20 protein-coding genes, 1 pseudogene and 3 other annotated features are annotated in these 19,341 nt (G+C 51.5%); of the genes and pseudogenes, 10 read left to right on the forward strand and 11 right to left on the reverse strand.

All coding sequences use genetic code 11. The annotated features are described in order from the left end of the window. The first annotated feature begins 19 nt into the window (after positions 1–19). Complete coding sequence (gene groEL, locus SF4297; protein ID NP_710008.1) at positions 20–1,666, forward strand: molecular chaperone GroEL; 1,647 nt, start codon at positions 20–22, stop codon at positions 1,664–1,666. A 104-nt stretch (positions 1,667–1,770) separates the two neighbouring features. Beyond that, a complete protein-coding gene (yjeI, locus tag SF4298; protein ID NP_710009.2) occupies positions 1,771–2,157 on the forward strand; it encodes a hypothetical protein in 387 nt (128 codons plus the stop codon). Positions 2,158–2,359: 202 nt separating this feature from the next. On the opposite strand, the gene yjeJ is transcribed toward yjeI, so the two are convergent. Then, positions 2,360–3,229 (reverse strand): hypothetical protein, encoded by an 870-nt coding sequence (gene yjeJ, locus SF4299; protein ID NP_710010.2) that lies wholly within the window; start codon positions 3,227–3,229, stop codon positions 2,360–2,362. Positions 3,230–3,359: 130 nt separating this feature from the next. Continuing rightward, positions 3,360–4,127 (forward strand) — a mobile genetic element. Here yjeJ and insA (SF4300) point away from each other — a divergent pair. Together insA (SF4300) and insB (SF4301) are read left to right on the forward strand one after the other, a co-directional pair. Next, positions 3,415–3,690 carry an insertion element IS1 protein InsA gene (gene insA / locus SF4300; protein ID NP_710011.1) on the forward strand — a complete coding sequence of 92 codons (276 nt, stop codon included), beginning with the start codon at positions 3,415–3,417 and terminating at the stop codon, positions 3,688–3,690. It overlaps the preceding feature by 276 nt. Beyond that, positions 3,717–4,112, forward strand: a complete 396-nt coding sequence (gene insB / locus SF4301; RefSeq protein ID NP_710012.1) for an insertion element IS1 protein InsB — start codon at positions 3,717–3,719, stop codon at positions 4,110–4,112. It lies within the feature at positions 3,360–4,127. Before the next feature lie 263 nt (positions 4,128–4,390). Here the strand turns inward: insB (SF4301) and yjeK are convergent. Further along, complete coding sequence (gene yjeK / locus SF4302) at positions 4,391–5,419, reverse strand: hypothetical protein (protein ID NP_710013.1); 1,029 nt, start codon at positions 5,417–5,419, stop codon at positions 4,391–4,393. 41 nt (positions 5,420–5,460) lie between these two features. Between yjeK and efp the strand changes: the two genes are divergently transcribed. The 4 genes from efp to sugE all read left to right on the forward strand — a co-directional run bounded on the left by efp (position 5,461) and on the right by sugE (position 6,954). Continuing rightward, positions 5,461–6,027 (forward strand): elongation factor P, encoded by a 567-nt coding sequence (gene efp / locus SF4303; protein NP_710014.1) that lies wholly within the window; start codon positions 5,461–5,463, stop codon positions 6,025–6,027. A gap of 51 nt (positions 6,028–6,078) precedes the next feature. Beyond that, on the forward strand, positions 6,079–6,204 hold the full coding sequence (ecnA, locus tag SF4304) for an entericidin A (RefSeq protein NP_710015.1): 126 nt from the start codon (positions 6,079–6,081) through the stop codon (positions 6,202–6,204). A gap of 110 nt (positions 6,205–6,314) precedes the next feature. Then, positions 6,315–6,461, forward strand: a complete 147-nt coding sequence (gene ecnB / locus SF4305) for an entericidin B (protein NP_710016.1) — start codon at positions 6,315–6,317, stop codon at positions 6,459–6,461. Between the two features lie 25 nt (positions 6,462–6,486). Continuing rightward, positions 6,487–6,954, forward strand: a complete 468-nt coding sequence (gene sugE / locus SF4306) for a groEL suppressor (protein ID NP_710017.2) — start codon at positions 6,487–6,489, stop codon at positions 6,952–6,954. Here the strand turns inward: sugE and blc are convergent. The 6 genes from blc to frdA all read right to left on the reverse strand — a co-directional run bounded on the left by blc (position 6,951) and on the right by frdA (position 12,080). Continuing rightward, the gene (gene blc, locus SF4307; protein NP_710018.1) at positions 6,951–7,484 is read right to left on the reverse strand and encodes an outer membrane lipoprotein Blc; all 534 of its coding nucleotides are present in this window, start codon (positions 7,482–7,484) and stop codon (positions 6,951–6,953) included. The two genes, sugE and blc, sit on opposite strands and share 4 nt — an antisense overlap. An 88-nt stretch (positions 7,485–7,572) precedes the next feature. Next, a complete protein-coding gene (gene ampC / locus SF4308; protein NP_710019.2) occupies positions 7,573–8,706 on the reverse strand; it encodes a beta-lactamase/D-alanine carboxypeptidase in 1,134 nt (377 codons plus the stop codon). 62 nt (positions 8,707–8,768) lie between these two features. Then, entirely contained in the window at positions 8,769–9,128 is a 360-nt protein-coding gene (frdD, locus tag SF4309; RefSeq protein ID NP_710020.2) for a fumarate reductase subunit D, read from the reverse strand. A gap of 10 nt (positions 9,129–9,138) precedes the next feature. After that, on the reverse strand, positions 9,139–9,534 hold the full coding sequence (gene frdC, locus SF4310) for a fumarate reductase subunit C (protein ID NP_710021.1): 396 nt from the start codon (positions 9,532–9,534) through the stop codon (positions 9,139–9,141). A 10-nt stretch (positions 9,535–9,544) separates the two neighbouring features. Further along, a complete protein-coding gene (frdB, locus tag SF4311; RefSeq protein NP_710022.2) occupies positions 9,545–10,279 on the reverse strand; it encodes a fumarate reductase iron-sulfur subunit in 735 nt (244 codons plus the stop codon). Continuing rightward, positions 10,272–12,080 carry a fumarate reductase flavoprotein subunit gene (frdA, locus tag SF4312; RefSeq protein NP_710023.1) on the reverse strand — a complete coding sequence of 603 codons (1,809 nt, stop codon included), beginning with the start codon at positions 12,078–12,080 and terminating at the stop codon, positions 10,272–10,274. Before frdA ends, frdB begins: the two co-directional genes overlap by 8 nt. Before the next feature lie 324 nt (positions 12,081–12,404). Here frdA and yjeA point away from each other — a divergent pair, with 324 nt between their 5' ends. Further along, a complete protein-coding gene (gene yjeA / locus SF4313) occupies positions 12,405–13,382 on the forward strand; it encodes a poxB regulator PoxA (protein ID NP_710024.1) in 978 nt (325 codons plus the stop codon). Positions 13,383–13,558: 176 nt separating this feature from the next. Beyond that, positions 13,559–15,833 (forward strand) — a sequence feature (Similar to Escherichia coli K12 transport gi: 1790600 (515 aa). BLAST with identity of 97% in 758 aa. This CDS has been disrupted by insertion. The sequence has been checked and is believed to be correct.). Further along, positions 13,768–14,535: a mobile genetic element, on the reverse strand. It overlaps the preceding feature by 768 nt. Here yjeA and insB (SF4315) read toward each other — a convergent pair. Both insB (SF4315) and insA (SF4316) read right to left on the reverse strand, forming a co-directional pair. Next, positions 13,783–14,178 (reverse strand): insertion element IS1 protein InsB, encoded by a 396-nt coding sequence (insB, locus tag SF4315; RefSeq protein NP_710025.1) that lies wholly within the window; start codon positions 14,176–14,178, stop codon positions 13,783–13,785. Its footprint overlaps the feature before it by 396 nt. Next, positions 14,205–14,480, reverse strand: coding sequence for an insertion element IS1 protein InsA (gene insA, locus SF4316; protein ID NP_710026.1), 276 nt, complete (start codon positions 14,478–14,480; stop codon positions 14,205–14,207). On the opposite strand from insA (SF4316), the pseudogene SF4316a reads away from it, so the two are divergent. Continuing rightward, positions 14,543–15,870 (forward strand): annotated as a pseudogene (locus SF4316a). Before the next feature lie 150 nt (positions 15,871–16,020). Here the strand turns inward: SF4316a and yjeP are convergent. Beyond that, positions 16,021–19,332, reverse strand: coding sequence for a mechanosensitive ion channel MscS (gene yjeP, locus SF4317; protein ID NP_710027.1), 3,312 nt, complete (start codon positions 19,330–19,332; stop codon positions 16,021–16,023). Positions 19,333–19,341 lie beyond the last annotated feature (9 nt).

The raw sequence follows: 19,341 nt of genomic DNA on the forward strand, positions 1-19,341 counted from the left end.
AATTTAAGGAATAAAGATAATGGCAGCTAAAGACGTAAAATTCGGTAACGACGCTCGTGTGAAAATGCTGCGCGGCGTAAACGTACTGGCAGATGCAGTGAAAGTTACCCTCGGTCCAAAAGGCCGTAACGTAGTTCTGGATAAATCTTTCGGTGCACCGACCATCACCAAAGATGGTGTTTCCGTTGCTCGTGAAATCGAACTGGAAGACAAGTTCGAAAATATGGGTGCGCAGATGGTGAAAGAAGTTGCCTCCAAAGCGAACGACGCTGCAGGCGACGGTACCACCACTGCAACCGTACTGGCTCAGGCTATCATCACTGAAGGTCTGAAAGCTGTTGCTGCGGGCATGAACCCGATGGACCTGAAACGTGGTATCGACAAAGCGGTTACCGCTGCAGTTGAAGAACTGAAAGCGCTGTCCGTACCGTGCTCTGATTCTAAAGCGATTGCTCAGGTTGGTACCATCTCCGCTAACTCCGACGAAACCGTAGGTAAACTGATCGCTGAAGCGATGGACAAAGTCGGTAAAGAAGGCGTTATCACCGTTGAAGACGGTACCGGTCTGCAGGACGAACTGGACGTGGTTGAAGGTATGCAGTTCGACCGTGGCTACCTGTCTCCTTACTTCATCAACAAGCCGGAAACTGGCGCAGTAGAACTGGAAAGCCCGTTCATCCTGCTGGCTGACAAGAAAATCTCCAACATCCGCGAAATGCTGCCGGTTCTGGAAGCTGTTGCCAAAGCAGGCAAACCGCTGCTGATCATCGCTGAAGATGTTGAAGGCGAAGCGCTAGCAACTCTGGTTGTTAACACCATGCGTGGCATCGTGAAAGTTGCTGCGGTTAAAGCTCCGGGCTTCGGCGATCGTCGTAAAGCTATGCTGCAGGATATCGCAACCCTGACTGGCGGTACCGTAATCTCTGAAGAGATCGGTATGGAGCTGGAAAAAGCAACCCTGGAAGACCTGGGTCAGGCTAAACGTGTTGTGATCAACAAAGACACCACCACTATCATCGATGGCGTGGGTGAAGAAGCTGCAATCCAGGGCCGTGTTGCTCAGATCCGTCAGCAGATTGAAGAAGCAACTTCTGACTACGACCGTGAAAAACTGCAGGAGCGCGTAGCGAAACTGGCAGGCGGCGTTGCAGTTATCAAAGTAGGTGCTGCTACCGAAGTTGAAATGAAAGAGAAAAAAGCACGCGTTGAAGATGCCCTGCACGCGACCCGTGCTGCGGTAGAAGAAGGCGTGGTTGCTGGTGGTGGTGTTGCGCTGATCCGCGTAGCGTCTAAACTGGCTGACCTGCGTGGTCAGAACGAAGACCAGAACGTGGGTATCAAAGTTGCACTGCGTGCAATGGAAGCTCCGCTGCGTCAGATCGTCCTGAACTGCGGCGAAGAACCGTCTGTTGTTGCTAACACCGTTAAAGGCGGCGACGGCAACTACGGTTACAACGCAGCAACCGAAGAATACGGCAACATGATCGACATGGGTATCCTGGACCCAACCAAAGTAACCCGTTCTGCTCTGCAGTACGCAGCTTCTGTGGCTGGCCTGATGATCACCACCGAATGCATGGTTACCGACCTGCCGAAAAACGATGCAGCTGACTTAGGCGCTGCTGGCGGTATGGGCGGCATGGGTGGCATGGGCGGCATGATGTAATTGCCCTGCACTTCGCAGAAATAAACAAACCCCCGGGCAGAAATGTCTGGGGGTTTTTCTTTTGGTCATCTTTCTAGTATAAGATTCAGACACGGATGACGCGAGTGGCGTCCAGCTCATTGATTATGGGGAATAACATGCACGTAAAATACTTAGCAGGGATTGTCGGTGCCGCGCTACTGATGGCGGGTTGTAGCTCCAGCAACGAATTGAGTGCTGCCGGTCAGAGTGTACGCATTGTGGACGAGCAGCCAGGCGCAGAGTGCCAGCTGATTGGTACTGCGACAGGTAAGCAAAGCAACTGGCTTTCCGGGCAACACGGAGAAGAGGGCGGTTCTATGCGCGGCGCAGCAAACGATCTGCGCAACCAGGCGGCTGCAATGGGCGGTAACGTGATTTATGGCATCAGCAGCCCGTCGCAGGGAATGTTGTCCAGTTTTGTCCCGACGGATAGCCAGATTATCGGTCAGGTTTATAAGTGCCCGAACTGATGTGATCCAGAGGCTGGGTGACAAACGTATTATTGCCTGATGCGCTTCGCTTATCAGGCCTACAGCAGGCATTGCAACTGATTGAATGCTTGAGAATTTGTAGGCCGGATAAGGCGTTTACGCCGCATCCGGCATGACCAACGATCACGTTATCAGTCATTTCAGGCTGGATGGCTCCAGCCTCGCATTAGCAAAGATGAGATTATTTCGCCTGTGGTGCAGTTTTGCTGGTGGATTGTACACGTAAGTGATGCAGCGCGCGTAAGCATTGATCCTGGGTTAGCGGTTGGGCGTTATTCGCCGCTACGGTGCGAACATAGACCTGACATGGCACACCCGCGAGTTTTTTCAGTCGTGGGCTGAAATCAAGCATTCGGCGAGTGATCGCCTCTATTTCTTTACCCGGCGTTGCTTCACGCGTTTTCACCACTGCGCCGCTAAATTGTTCTTTGCCACTTTCATCTTTAAAGCGGTAAAGCACCGCCAGATAATGGTCGAACAAGTTATGTTTCCATTCCGGTTGGGAATAGGTGTCATATTCCAGATTGCCATTGTCCTGGCAGTCAACGTCGTATAACGGCAGGAAATCTAACAGTGAGGTAATACGTAATGCCAGTTCACGCATTTCCGCATTATTAATTGCATGAATGATTGCTCGCGCCAGCATTTCAATCTGCAACTCATTGACGACTAACTCACATTTGCTACCGTCATGTAGCGTTAATACGAAGGTAAGATTTTCGCCTTGATTATCGGTAAGTTCCAGCGTGTTAACCCGACGATTAATATCGGCATTTTTAAGCTCATCAACCAGAATTTCTGGGATGTTTTCTGCCATTTTCTTAATGACTTTATCGCGAGCTTGCTCATACTGAAGGCGTGCAGCAGCATCCAGTTTATGCTTTTGATGCAGACGACTTTCCAGCGCAATCAGCAGGTCGCGCAGTTCCATGACAGACATAAAGAACAACGATTCTTTATTGCGAGGTTCTTTAATTTTCAGCGCCAGTGCAATGAAATTATTACTCTTGCGAATAACACCGGTATTAACACCCTTGATGCTTATGGCCATGTAGGTTCTCCCTAACCATTTCTCAATTAAATAATTAATTTTAATTTATAAGCCAGATAAATGGGCTTGGTAGTAATAGTTGTTAAAATAACATAAATAGCCGTGCTCACTCTATATAAACAGAAAAGAAGGTAATGCTGCCAACTTACTGATTTAGTGTATGATGGTGATTTTAAGGTGCTTGCGTGGCTTCCATTTCCATCAGATGTCCTTCCTGCTCCGCTACTGAAGGCGTGGTGCGTAACGGCAAAAGCACTGCCGGACATCAGCGCTATCTCTGCTCTCATTGCCGTAAAACATGGCAACTACAGTTCACTTACACCGCCTCTCAGCCCGGTACGCACCAGAAAATCATTGATATGGCCATGAATGGCGTCGGATGTCGCGCCAGTGCACGCATTATGGGCGTTGGCCTCAACACGGTTTTACGTCACTTAAAAAACTCAGGCCGCAGTCGGTAACCTCGCGCATACAACCGGGCAGTGATGTGATTGTCTGCGCTGAAATGGACGAACATTGGGGCTACGTCGGTGCTAAATCACGTCAGCGCTGGCTGTTTTACGCGTATGACAGGATACGGAGGACGGTTGTGGCGCACGTCTTCGGTGAACGCACTCTGGCCACACTGGAGCGTCTTCTGAGCCTGCTGTCGGCCTTTGAGGTCGTGGTATGGATGACGGATGGCTGGCCGCTGTATGAATCACGCCTGAAGGGAAAGCTGCACGTTATCAGCAAGCGTTACACTCAGCGCATTGAGCGACATAATCTGAATCTGAGACAACATCTGGCAAGGCTGGGACGGAAGTCACTGTCGTTCTCAAAATCGGTGGAGCTGCATGACAAGGTCATCGGGCATTATCTGAACATAAAACACTATCAGTAAGTTGGAGTCATTACCCAAAAGAAAGGTTAATTATTGGTGTTAGCTATATAAAAAGTAACAACAGCAATGCATATGAATAATTAAAGGTTATGCAACGTGCAAAGATTAAATTTCTCAGTGGTTGCTGTACTTGCGTTTGTTGCTCTTGCCGGATGCGGCGTAAACGCCTTATCCGGCCTACAGTTCATTGCAAATCCATTCAATTTCAATGCACGATGTAGGCCTGATAAGCGTAGCGCATCAGGCAATTTTAATGTTTAACTTCCCTGTTTAATCAGTTACTGCTGGCGTAGCTGGAGATCCAGCGGCGTTTTGCTGGGTTCGCCGCCAATTTCTCGCGCCAGTTTCGGCACCAGATATCCCGACACCAATGTCAGCAACTCACGCATAATCTGCCGTGCTTCGTCATCACTCACCATAAAATGCGCCGCGCCCTGTACTTTATCTAGCACATGCAGGTAATACGGCATCACGCCGGCATCGAACAACGCATTACTCAGGTTTGCCAACGTTTGTGCGTTATCGTTCACACCACGTAACAGAACGCTCTGGTTAAGCAGGGTGACACCGACACGGCGCAATTTAGCCATCGCCTGACGGAACGTTTCATCTACCTCATTGGCATGATTGATGTGATTCACCAGCAAGATTTGCAGCGTAGAACGGGCAAAGCGTTCAACCAGCGCCTCGGTGATACGTGCCGGGATCACAATCGGCAGACGGCTGTGAATCCGCAGACGTTTGATATGCGGGATGGCTTCCAGTTGTGTGAGCAACCAGTCCAGCTCGTGCTCTTTCGCCATCAGCGGATCGCCGCCGGAGAAAATCATCTCGTCCAGTTCCGGATGCGCAGCAACATACTCAAGTGCAGTCTGCCAGTTACGCTTGTTGCCCTGATTTTCGGCATAGGGGAAGTGGCGACGGAAGCAATAGCGGCAATTTACCGCGCAGCCGCCTTTGACCAGCAAAAGCGCCCGGTTGTGGTATTTATGCAACAAACCAGGCACTACGCTGTGCTGTTCTTCCAGTGGGTCGGTGGAGAATCCGGACGCGACGACAAACTCATCTTGCGAGGTAAGTACCTGACGCAAAAGAGGATCGTCCGGATTGCCTTTCTCCATGCGATCGATAAATGAGCGGGGCACACGCAGGGCAAACAGCTTTTTGGCGCTGCGTCCGGCCAACAGTTTTTCGTCCGCGTCTATATTCAAAAGACGCAGAAGTTCATCAGGATCGGTCACAACATCGGCAAGTTGCGTTAACCAATCTTCTCTGTATGGGGTATTTAGGGTTACAATATGCGCCATTTTGTGGCTTAGCTACCAATTAACAAATTTCAGAGGGCCTTATGGCAACGTACTATAGCAACGATTTTCGTGCTGGTCTTAAAATCATGTTAGACGGCGAACCTTACGCGGTTGAAGCGAGTGAATTCGTAAAACCGGGTAAAGGCCAGGCATTTGCTCGCGTTAAACTGCGTCGTCTGCTGACCGGTACTCGCGTAGAAAAAACCTTCAAATCTACTGATTCCGCTGAAGGCGCTGATGTTGTCGATATGAACCTGACTTACCTGTACAACGACGGTGAGTTCTGGCACTTCATGAACAACGAAACTTTCGAGCAGCTGTCTGCTGATGCAAAAGCAATTGGCGACAATGCTAAATGGCTGCTGGATCAGGCAGAGTGTATCGTAACTCTGTGGAATGGTCAGCCGATCTCCGTTACTCCGCCGAACTTCGTTGAACTGGAAATCGTTGATACCGATCCGGGCCTGAAAGGTGATACCGCAGGTACTGGCGGCAAACCGGCTACCCTGTCTACTGGCGCTGTGGTTAAAGTTCCGCTGTTCGTACAAATCGGCGAAGTCATCAAAGTGGATACCCGCTCTGGTGAATACGTCTCTCGCGTGAAGTAATGCGGTTGTGGTGCGGCCTGCAGGCTGCACCATCACTTATTCAGGTCAGAGATGATGAAACGCCTTATCGTTCTTGTTTTGCTTGCCAGCACGCTGCTCACGGGCTGTAACACCGCTTGCGGTTTCGGCGAAGACATCAAACATCTCGGTAACTCCATCTCTCGCGCTGCCAGCTAATTTTTCTTCTCTTCCGAAAAATCATCAGATTTCCATCATTTTTGGCGATGTTGTCTATTATTAATTTGCTATAGGCAAACATAAATAACATTACCTAAAAGGAAGACGTTATGGTGAAGAAGACAATTGCAGCGATCTTTTCTGTTCTGGTGCTTTCAACAGTATTAACTGCCTGCAACACCACGCGTGGCGTTGGTGAAGACATTTCTGATGGCGGTAACGCGATTTCTGGCGCAGCAACGAAAGCGCAGCAATAAGCAATAACGGTACGACAGCAGTGTCGTGCCGTTTGTTTTTTCTGCGATCGTCATAAAGGTAATAGTTGAAATTCCCCTGCCACCTGGCAAAATATCCGTTCAACCATCAGCTTTGCAGGACGACCTGCAAACGCCTCTTTTCACCGGGGACGGCCCCAAATTTCCGGAGCCTGATATGTCCTGGATTATCTTAGTTATTGCTGGTCTGCTGGAAGTGGTATGGGCCGTTGGCCTGAAATATACCCACGGCTTTAGCCGTTTGACGCCGAGTGTTATTACCGTGACGGCGATGATAGTCAGTATGGCGCTACTTGCCTGGGCGATGAAATCGTTACCGGTAGGGACGGCTTATGCCGTGTGGACGGGTATTGGCGCAGTCGGCGCGGCCATCACCGGCATTGTGCTGCTCGGTGAGTCCGCTAACCCGATGCGTCTGGCGAGTCTGGCGTTAATCGTATTGGGGATTATTGGTCTGAAACTCAGCACTCACTAACTACCGGGCTGCTGTACCCAAATAAACTTACTGACATCAAACCCTTCCCGGGTCGCGACTGCCAGCATCTCCTGTTTCACTTCGTCAGAAATGGTTGGCGTGCGGGAGAGTATCCACAGGTAGTCGCGGTCCGGGCCGCAAACCAGCGCATGGCGGTATTCCCGATCGAGTGCAATAACGTTATAACCGCCATAGAAAGGACCAAAGAATGACACTTTCAGCGCAGCGCGAGTTGGTGCGCCGGTAAAGTACGCTTTCCCTTCACTCTGCTGCCACATTCCTCTGTCAGGGTTATAGCCTTTATTAATGACATTCAGGCCGCCGTCATCACGCAGGCTGTATGTTGCGGTGACTTTTTCCAGTCCACGTTCAAAACGGTGATCAAAACGGGCAATCTCATACCAGGTACCGAGATAACGTTTGGCGTCGAAATTATTCACTACGGTCACGCCACGCGGCGGCGTAGGAAAACTACAGGCAACGACCAGAAATGCAGCTGTCGCTGCGGCAACGAGAGGGAGCAGGCGCATAAATGTTTCCTTACTGGTTTTTTTCTAAGTGTAGATGACAGCAAGGAAAAGCGCAGAAAAGGTCCGAAAATTCGGACCCGATGAAATTTTACTGTAGAGCGTTGAGAATCTGACAGGCGGCGGCGACTCTCGCTGGATTGGGATAGTTTTTGTTAGCCAGCATCACGATACCCAGCTCTTTTTCTGGAATAAACGCGACATAGCTACCAAATCCGCCGGTCGCCCCCGTTTTATGTACCCATGATGCGCGTACTGCAGGAGTTGGGGGCTTAATCGCTTTTACCGGGCGTGCTGCCAGTGCAATTTTATTGTCACTGCCGTTAATGATGCTGTCAGGATTGACCGGCCAGTCCAGCATTTCCCAGCCCAGGCCCTGATACATATCGCCGGTTTGCCAGTAGCGAGATTGTGCCAGTTGTATCCCTTGTTGAAGCGTTTTCTCATTGATATCAAGGGGGGGTAAATTGCTTTGCACCCAGCGGGCCATATCTTCAATGGTCGACTTCACACCATAAGCTTCAGCATCTAACGCCCCTGGCGAAACATGCACTGCCTTACCTTCGCGATATCCCCAGGCGTAATTCTTTTCTTCTGGGGGAGGTACATTAATCCACGTATGGTTGAGTTTGAGTGGCTGGAAGACACGAGTTTGCATCGCCTGCTCAAAACTCAAACCAGACGGCTTCACAGCCAGTGCGCCGAACAAACCGATACTGGAGTTGGCATACAGACGTTGTGTTCCTGGAGCCCATGCAGGCTGCCAGTTTTGATAGAAGCGCAGCAAGTCGCTTGAGGATTTCACTTCATCCGGCACCTGCAATGGCAGGCCGCCAGCGGTGTAGGTCGCAAGATGTAATAGTGTGATCCCATTCCACTGTTTAGCGGTAAGTTCAGGCCAGTATTTTGTTGCGGGATCGCTTAACTTGATTTCCCCTCGAGCAATAGCGTCGCCACCAAGCACGCCCGTAAATGTTTTGCTGACCGAACCTAACTCAAACAACGTTTGCTGTGTGACGGGCTGCTTTTTGGCGATGTCCGCATAGCCCCAGGTAAAGTAATAAGGTTTACCCTGATAAATTACCGCCACCGCCATACCGGGGATCTTTTGTTGCTCTATAAGCGGGGTAATTGTGCGATGCACAATATCGTTGATTTGTTGAGGGGCAGCAAATGTGGAGTAAGAGGCGGTAATTAATAAGGCGCAGAGCGTCGTTTTGAACATAAGGTCTGGTTTCCATACAAAACGGCCCGCCATAGGCGGGCCGGATTTACATTGGCGATGCGTTAGATTGTAACGACACCAATCAGCGTGACAACTGTCAGGATAGCAGCCAGACCGTAGAAAACCCATTTGCCCGCAGGCACGTGGATTTTCAGATCGTGCATCGCGTGGTGCATACGGTGTAAACCACACCACAGCGGCAGAACGATCATCAGGAACAGGAATACGCGACCAATGAAGCTCTGCGCGAACGCCAGAACGCGCTCGTAGCTCAGCGCATCACCCGGAAACAGCCCCAGTGGCAGCAGAATACCCACCAGCAGGATCATCACCGGCGCAATAATTGCGCTCCACATACCACCGGCCCCGAAGAGGCCCCAGAATACCGGTTCGTCAGAACGCTTTGGATTTGGATTAATCATCTCAGGCTCCTTACCAGTACAGGGCAACAAACAGGATTACGATGGTGGCAACCACAGTTACCGCCCAGAGACTTTTGATAATTGGCTCTGGTCCCATTTTTTCGTCTTTTACAATGATATTGGCCGCTTTCGGTGCCAGTTCAAACCAGGTTTTGGTGTGCAGCAGAGCTGCCGTCAGAGTGATCAGGTTAATGATCACGATAACCGGGTTTTGTAAAAAGTCGACGAATCCCGCCCAGGCTTCCGGGCCATTTTTCAGGGCAAACAGCGCGAAAATCAGTTCAATGCTGAACCACACAGCCGGAACCGCCGTGCCTTCGCGCAGCATGTAAAAGCGATAAAACGGCAATTTTTTCCACCAGGTGGACGTCATTGGCCGTACATACGGTTTACGTTTAGTCGTCATGTTGCACTCCTTAGCGTGGTTTCAGGGTCGCGATAAGAAAGTCTTTCGAACTTTCTACTTTGCCCTGCTGAATGGCCGCAGCCGGATCGACGTGTTTCGGGCAGACTTCGGAGCAATAGCCCACGAAAGTACAGCTCCATACACCGTTCTGGCTGTTCAACTGCGCCATACGCTCCTTCTTACCGTGGTCGCGGCTATCTTCGTTATAACGATGCGCCAGCGTAATGGCAGCCGGACCGATGAACTCTGGGTTCAGGCCAAACTGCGGGCACGCGGCGTAGCACAGACCACAGTTGATGCAACCGGAGAACTGGTGATACTTTGCCATCTGCGCCGGGGTCTGGATGTTAGTACCCTGATCCGCGGTGCGGGAGTTGCCGATGATGTACGGTTTGATCGCTTCCAGACTTTCGATGAAGTGGGTCATATCGACCACCAGATCGCGTTCAATCGGGAAGTTAGCTAACGCTTCAACCTTCATACCGTCGGTGTAATCACGCAGGAAGGTTTTACATGCCAGTTTTGGCACGTTGTTAACCATCATGCCGCAGGAACCACAAATCGCCATACGGCAGGACCAGCGGTAACTCAGGTCCGGTGCCAGGTTGTCTTTGATGTAGCCCAGCGCATCCAGTAATGAGGTAGTTGCGTCATAAGGCACTTCATAGAATGCGCTATGCGGTGCGGTATCGACTTCCGGGTTATAGCGCACCACCTCAATTTTCAGGTTTTTCATCTCAGCCATTCGCCTTCTCCTTATTATTGGCTGCTTCCGCCTTATCGGCTGCATCCGCTTCGCCACCGTAAACGCGTTTAGCTGGCGGCAGCGTAGTAATCTTCACGTCGCTGTACTCCAGGCGAGTCGTGCCATCAGCATCGCGGAAGGCGAGGGTGTGTTTGAGAAAGTTGACGTCGTCACGCTCGGTGCAACCTTCGTCCAGACGCTGGTGTGCGCCGCGGGACTCTTTACGTGCCATTGCGGAGTGCGCCATACATTCAGCAACGTTCAGACCGTGGCTCAGTTCAATGGTGTAGAGCAGGTCGGTGTTGAACACGCTGGAGGTGTCGGTGATGCGCACGCGCTTGAAGCGTTCCTGCAGCTCTGCCAGCTTGTCGATGGTTTTCTGCATCAGTTCCGGCGTACGGTAGATACCGCAACCTTCTTCCATTGCCAGGCCCATTTCGTCGCGGATCTTCGCCCAGTTTTCGCCGCCATCCTGGTTAACTAGATCTTTCAGACGTTGTTCAACGCCAGCTGCCTGCGCTTCAATTGCCGCTTCGTTGCCATTACCGGCAGTTGCTGCACGCTCTGTCGCTTGTTCACCGGCCAGACGGCCGAAGACCACCAGTTCCGCCAGGGAGTTGGAGCCCAGACGGTTTGCACCGTGCAGACCAACAGAGGAACATTCACCCACGGCGAACAGACCTTTAATGCGGGTTTCACAGTTCTGATCGGTTTCGATACCGCCCATGGTGTAGTGTGCAGTCGGACGTACCGGAATCGGTTCTTTAACCGGATCGACGCCAACGTACGCTTTCGCCAGTTCGCAGATGAACGGCAGACGTTCATGCAGTTTTTTCTCGCCGAGGTGACGCAGGTCGAGATAAACCACATCACCACGCGGCGTGGAGATGGTGTTGCCTTTACGCCATTCGTGCCAGAAGGCCTGAGAAACTTTGTCGCGTGGACCCAGTTCCATATATTTGTTTTTCGGCTCGCCCAGCGGAGTTTCCGGGCCCATGCCGTAATCTTGCAGATAACGGTAGCCATTTTTGTTGACCAGAATACCGCCTTCACCACGGCAGCCTTCGGTCATCAGGATACCGGAACCTGGCAGACCGGTTGGGTGATACTGAACGAATTCCATGTCACGCAGCGGAACGCCGTGGCTTAGCGCCATACCCATACCGTCACCGGTAACGATGCCGCCGTTGGTGTTGTAACGATAAACGCGACCCGCACCGCCGGTAGCCATAACGACCGCGTTAGCACGGATCTGCACCAACGTGCCTTCCATCATGTTTATTGCTACCAGGCCGCGAACATGACCATCATCAACCAGAATATCCAGCACGAAATGTTCGTCAAAACGCTGGATCTGCGGGAATTGCAGAGAGGTCTGGAACAGCGTGTGCAGCATATGGAAGCCGGTCTTATCGGCGGCGAACCAGGTGCGCTCGATTTTCATGCCGCCGAAGCGACGTACGTTGACGCTACCATCCGGGCGACGGCTCCATGGGCATCCCCACAGTTCCAGTTGGGTCATTTCGGTTGGGCAGTGGTGGACGAAATAATCCACGACATCCTGCTCACACAACCAGTCGCCACCCGCTACTGTATCGTGAAAGTGATATTCGAAGCTGTCATGATCCTGCGCGACAGCGGCGGAGCCCCCTTCTGCAGCAACGGTATGGCTACGCATCGGGTATACTTTTGAGATTAGTGCGATTTTTGCATTTGGATTTGCCTGCGCGGCAGCAATTGCAGCACGTAATCCCGCGCCACCGGCGCCTACAATGGCAAGATCGGCTTGAAAGGTTTGCACGACATTCCTCCAGATTGTTTTTATCCCACAGCCCCGTACTTCAGGGTAAGTGCCTGAAAGTTACGGTCTGCGAACGCTATTCCACTGCTCCTTTATAGGTACAACAGTATAGTCTGATGGATAAGTCTGAAATTTGACGAGATCGATTTTTTTAGTGCGCAAGAGGGCTAAATTATCACTGAAGATGATTAATTTAATTACTAAACCATCAGATCGTGCTTTTTTTAGTCACTGCCCACCGCTGTTTGATTCCTGCGTAAAATTTGTCTCGCCGTCGCGTTGCGAGTAGACTTCGTGCCCTTGTCAAAAACTGGAGATTTAACTATGAGCGAAACGGCATCCTGGCAGCCGAGCGCATCCATTCCTAACTTATTAAAACGCGCGGCGATTATGGCGGAGATCCGTCGTTTCTTTGCCGATCGTGGAGTGCTGGAGGTGGAGACGCCTTGTATGAGCCAGGCGACGGTAACCGATATTCATTTGGTCCCGTTTGAGACACGTTTCGTTGGCCCCGGGCATTCGCAGGGGATGAATCTCTGGTTAATGACCAGCCCGGAATACCATATGAAACGCCTGCTGGTTGCTGGTTGTGGGCCGGTATTCCAGCTGTGCCGCAGCTTCCGTAATGAAGAGATGGGGCGTTATCACAACCCTGAGTTCACTATGCTGGAGTGGTATCGACCGCACTATGATATGTACCGGTTGATGAACGAGGTGGACGATCTCTTACAACAGGTGCTGGACTGCCCGGCAGCAGAAAGCCTTTCTTATCAACAAGCTTTCTTGCGTTATCTGGAAATTGACCCGCTCTCTGCCGACAAAACGCAACTGCGGGAAGTCGCAGCGAAACTGGATTTGAGCAATGTTGCTGATACCGAAGAAGACCGCGACACGTTGCTACAATTGCTGTTTACCTTTGGCGTAGAGCCAAATATTGGTAAAGAAAAACCGACCTTTGTGTACCACTTTCCAGCCAGCCAGGCATCACTGGCGCAAATCAGTACCGAAGATCATCGGGTCGCTGAACGCTTTGAGGTTTATTATAAAGGTATTGAGCTGGCGAATGGTTTCCATGAATTAACGGATGCCCGTGAGCAGCAACAACGCTTTGAACAAGATAACCGTAAGCGCGCGGCGCGCGGTTTGCCGCAGCACCCCATTGACCAGAATCTGATTGAAGCCTTGAAAGTCGGTATGCCTGACTGTTCCGGCGTGGCATTAGGTGTTGATCGTCTGGTGATGTTGGCGCTGGGCGCGGAGACACTGGCTGAAGTCATCGCCTTTAGCGTTGACCGGGCATAATTCTGAAAAATTACTGAATTAACAGCGAAGAATGGCGTGATAAGCGCCATTCTGCAGCATATGTTTTCATTTTTCCGTTAAAGGCCACAATTTAAGACTGGATATTTGATATCATCCAAGTATCAATTCTGTATTGGTTTTTACGCTGCCTGCTCAATGTTGCGCAGTGCAGTTCAGTGGGCACGTGTTATACACGCGCTGAAATGAAGGATGGTTTCATGCCTCACACGATAAAAAAGATGAGTCTGATAGGACTCATATTGATGATCTTTACTTCCGTATTTGGATTTGCCAATAGCCCATCGGCTTATTACTTAATGGGTTATAGTGCGATTCCCTTTTATATATTTTCTGCATTGTTATTCTTTATTCCATTCGCCTTAATGGTAATGACTCCAACTTACTGATAGTGTTTTATGTTCAGATAATGCCCGATGACCTTGTCATGCAGCTCCACCGATTTTGAGAACGACAGTGACTTCCGTACCAGCCTTGCCAGATGTTGTCTCAGATTCAGATTATGTCGCTCAATGCGCTGAGTGTAACGCTTGCTGATAACGTGCAGCTTTCCCTTCAGGCGTGATTCATACAGCGGCCAGCCATCCGTCATCCATACCACGACCTCAAAGGCCGACAGCAGGCTCAGAAGACGCTCCAGTGTGGCCAGAGTGCGTTCACCGAAGACGTGCGCCACAACCGTCCTCCGTATCCTGTCATACGCGTAAAACAGCCAGCGCTGACGTGATTTAGCACCGACGTAGCCCCAATGTTCGTCCATTTCAGCGCAGACAATCACATCACTGCCCGGTTGTATGCGCGAGGTTACCGACTGCGGCCTGAGTTTTTTAAGTGACGTAAAACCGTGTTGAGGCCAACGCCCATAATGCGTGCACTGGCGCGACATCCGACGCCATTCATGGCCATATCAATGATTTTCTGGTGCGTACCGGGCTGAGAGGCGGTGTAAGTGAACTGTAGTTGCCATGTTTTACGGCAATGAGAGCAGAGATAGCGCTGATGTCCGGCAGTGCTTTTGCCGTTACGCACCACGCCTTCAGTAGCGGAGCAGGAAGGACATCTGATGGAAATGGAAGCCACGCAAGCACCTTAAAATCACCATCATACACTAAATCAGTAAGTTGGCAGCATTACCCGCCTTAATGATGGCTGAAATGGGAGCTGCTTATCGCAAAGAAGAAGGTGGTATCTATTCCTGGATGAATAATAGTGTCGGACCACGTTTTGCCTTCATTGGTACGTTTATGTGGTTTTCCTCTTATATCATCTGGATGGTGAGTACCTCCGCGAAAGTTTGGGTACCGTTCTCAACATTCCTCTATGGTAGTGACATGACCCAGCACTGGCGTATTGCCGGACTGGAGCCTACGCAGGTGGTTGGTCTGCTGGCAGTAGCATGGATGATTCTGGTCACCGTCGTTGCTTCAAAGGGGATTAATAAAATTGCCCGCATTACTGCGGTGGGCGGTATTGCAGTAATGTGTCTGAATTTAGTATTGCTGTTAGTAAGCATTACTATTTTGTTATTAAATGGTGGGCATTTCGCGCAGGATATTAATTTCCTTGCATCACCGAACCCGGGTTATCAGTCCGGTCTGGCAATGCTATCGTTTGTGGTATTTGCTATTTTTGCCTATGGCGGAATTGAAGCGGTTGGTGGTCTGGTCGATAAAACGGAAAATCCAGAAAAGAACTTTGCCAAAGGTATTGTTTTTGCCGCTATTGTTATTTCAATCGGTTATTCGCTGGCAATATTTTTATGGGGCGTCAGCACAAACTGGCAGCAGGTATTAAGTAATGGTTCCGTTAACCTTGGCAATATTACCTATGTGCTGATGAAGAGCCTCGGGGTGATGCTGGGTAACGCACTGCATTTGTCACCTGAAGCGTCATTGTCGCTGGGCGTATGGTTTGCGCGTATTACCGGACTTTCGATGTTCCTCGCTTATACCGGTGCGTTTGCTATTCACCGCTGAAAGCCATCATCCAGGGGACGCCGAAAGCGTTGTGGCCGGAACCGATGACGCGCCTGAATGCGATGGGGATGCCGTCTATCGCCATGTGGATGCAGTGCGGGTTGGTTACTGTCTTCATTCTGCTGGTTTCGTTTGGTGGCGGTACCGCATCGGCGTTCTTTAACAAGCTGACGCTGATGGCGAACGTGTCTATGACGCTTCCTTACCTGTTCCTCGCGCTGGCTTTCCCGTTTTTTAAAGCACGTCAGGATCTCGACAGACCATTTGTGATTTTCAAAACGCGTATGTCGGCAATGATTGCGACGGTGGTTGTCGTTCTGGTGGTGACATTTGCGAACGTCTTCACCATTATTCAGCCTGTGGTTGAAGCCGGAGACTGGGACAGCACATTGTGGATGATTGGCGGCCCTGTCTTCTTCTCGCTGTTAGCGATGGCGATTTACCAGAACTATTGCAGTCGCATGGCGAATAAACCTGAGTTAGCTCTCGACTGATCATATGAAATCCTGCAACTCATCGTCTCTCCGGCGATGAGTTGTCAGGAAGTAATGCGTATGGATGATACTCTCCAGGGCCGGTGATAACTGAAGATGATGTTAAGCTGCTAAATGAGCCACGTTGACATCATTTGGCAGCTTCATGCATTACAAACTTCCCGCCTGACGACCTTTGCCCGCAGACGTCAGCGTTCTCCCCGTTTGTTTACCGTTGAGGCTTTCCAGACGCATCTGGAAGGGCGGGAATGGCATATCGATACCGTGGGCGTGGAAGCCTGCCAGAATCAGCTGGTGGATCTCATGGCGTAGCGGCATACGGTGACCCATCTCAGCGGCGTAAATACGCAGCTCGAAAATCTGAATCCCCTGTTGCAGATCCACCAGGAAGACTTCCGGTGCCGGGTTGTCGATCACCAGCGAGCAGCGACGCGCTGCGGTGAGCAGGATTTCCGTCACTTCTTCACTGTTGGCATCGGCAGGGGCCGGAATCGTCAACACTACGCGCGTGACCGAGTCAGAGAGCGACCAGTTGATAAACTGCTCGGTAATAAACGCCTTGTTCGGCACGATTATCTCTTTACGGTCCCAGTCGCTGATGGTGGTGGCGCGGGTGTTAATTTTTGTCACGCTACCAGTAAGATCGCGGATCGTTACCGTATCGCCAATGCGAATCGGTTTTTCGAACAGGATGATCAGGCCAGAGATAAAGTTGGCGAAAATTTCCTGCAAACCAAAACCGAGACCAACACCGAGCGCGGCAACCAGCCACTGCAATTTCGACCACTCAATACCAATCATTGAGAAGCCGACCAGCCCGCCAATCAGCATCAGCAGATATTTTGTGATGGTGGTGATGGCGTAACCCGTACCCGGCGTTAAATCCAGGTGCTGCAAAATCGCCAGTTCCAGCAGCGCGGGCAGGTTGCGCACCAGCTGCGTGGTGATGATAAATACCAGAATGGCAATCAGCACCGCACCGAGGGTAATTGGCTCCAGACTTTCTACGCCCTGTACCGTGGAGGTGACATCCCACAGCGAAATATTTTCGAGGAAGCCGAAAGCGGAATGGATTTCTGACCACAGCACAATGACCGAAAGCAGGGCGATCAACATCAAAATTGAGCGCACCAGCCGCAAGGATTGCGCACTGATGGCATCGAGATCGACTTCGCTTTCATCGACTTCAATTGCTCCTTCCGGGCTACTGTGATGATGCGCTTCCTCTTCGCCACGCGCACGTTGCGCTAACATCTCTGCCCGGCGATGCTTCGCCCGGTCAAACGCCAGCCTGCGACGCTGGATCAGCATCCAGCGGCGGATAACGTGATAAACCACCAGTAGCAGGAACCAGATGGCAACCGAGGTTTCAAGCCTCGCTAACAGTGCCTGCGCCGTTGCCAGATAACCCACCGCCGACGCCAGAATGGCAACCAGTGGTGCGCCAATCATCATGTTCCACAGCATATGGTTGGTAATGTTGTCGCCGCTGCCTTCTTTGTTGAGATACAACGGAATACCGGCTTTTTTCAGGCTTAGGGTGACCACCGCCAGCGCACCGCAAATGAGGATAAAGCAAAGCCGTCCCAGCGAACCGGAAAATTCGCGGTCGTCGAGGTTATCGAACATCATCAGCGCCATAATCAGCCCGATGCTCATCAGGTAGTAGCGCATCCCACGGGAAACACGTTCGCGCGGCCAGCCAAAATGAGCGATAAACAAGCCGTTCGGGCGGGCAAAGGTGGCGCAAATCATCACTACCCACAGCAGCGGCACGGTGGCCGTTACACCATCGCCAATCGCGACCGCCAGCGGATAAGGCCACGCCTCGCGCAAGCCGTAACCCAGCGTCATCCACAGCACCGGTAACGGTGACGCGACGAGAATCGACCAGAAAAGAGTGCGCAACGTCAGCCAGAAGTGATCCTGAGTCACTTTGCCGACTTTCGCCGCCGAACGTTCAAGAAAACGGGTGAAATAGCGGCGCGAGTAAATACTGCAACCGACCAGAATCAACGCGCCAAACAGCGGCAAAATTGTCTCTTTGCTGGTCAGCATCATCACACTGGCTTTGCCCAACTGACTGAAGGTGTCCAGCGAAATGAGACGACGCAGATCCTGGGCGATTTCCAGCGGCCAGGCGATGGTCATCGGGCGCACGTCAGAGGCCCAGAACAGATAGCGGTGCGTTGCTTCGTTCACCTCTTTCAGCGCATCCTCCAGTTGCCTGTTGGAGACTTTCAGCTTGGTCAGTTCCAATAGTAGCGTGTCGCCACCCTGCAACAATGAGTTCAGCAACTCACGCTGAGTGCGCAGTTGTGCTTCCAGAATACGGTTTTGCTCGGCGGTCAGCGGCTGACCGTCGGCCTGATGGATTTGCCGTAGCAGCGGCTGTTTATTAAGTAAATCCTCATAACGTAACCGTTGCACACGCAACTGCGCCATTTCGGTATCAAGCTGTTGTGGTTTTGGCATTTCTGGTAGCCGTGCCACCTGCGCCCGCAGCGCTTCGCCGAGCAGGTTGGACGATCCCAGCCATTGCGACTGTTCACGCAGCGTATTCAACGCCTGCCGGACCTGTAACGTCTGGCTGGCAGCCTGACGCTGTTGCGAGGCAACGAGCTCCATCCGCTGCGCCTGTTGATTCAGCGCTGCCGATAGTTCGCGGTTAATTTTGAATTGCGCGACGATATCTTTCGGCAAATCGGCACTGTTTTCTGCCAGTAATTCGGTACTTTCCAGCGCCCGCTCCGCCTCAAGCTGACGTTGGCTATTCAACTGATTACGTAAGGCCTGCAAATACGCATCCAGTTGCTGGCTCTCTTTTTCCGCCAGCTCTGAGCGTAAGCGCGCTAATTCCTGGCGGTTATTGGCAGACAGCTGCGCCAGCTCCAGTTCATCAACGAGCGCCTTAAGACGTGCAGAGTCAGACTGCAACGCGAAATTTTGTGCCTGATTGAGCGGAGTATTGCCGGTAAGCGTTCCCAGGCGGCGCTCGATCTCATTTAACTGACGGCGGGAGTCGGTTTGCTGTTGCGGCAGTTGATTCAGCGAATCGGCAATCTCGCGGGCGCGCTCCTGCTCTTGCTGGGCCTGACGGCTTTTATCCAGCAACTGGCTGCTGACCTGGAGAATTTCCTGATTCAGCGCGTCGGTAGACATTCCCGGCGACACGCTGCGCGGCTCGTCACGAATGTTGTTTAATTGTGCGCGCAGAGTAGCGGAGAGTTTCGGATAATTATCGATAACTTGCTGATATTGTTTGATGCGCTCAAGGGAACCTTTTCGTTCCTCAAGCGCATTTAAGGCAGACTGGAGCGCCTCTACGACTTCCGGCTGTGCGGGTTTCGCCGCTTTTGCCTGCTCCAGTTCCTGAGTGATTTGTTTGCTATCGGGGGCCGTCGCGGCGTACGCCCCCCAACTGAGGCACCAGGCCATCAGAAAAGTGATAATCAGGCGCACGTCAGCGTT

Source organism: Shigella flexneri 2a str. 301, from assembly GCF_000006925.2.
Taxonomy (GTDB): Bacteria; Pseudomonadota; Gammaproteobacteria; order Enterobacterales; family Enterobacteriaceae; genus ECMA0423.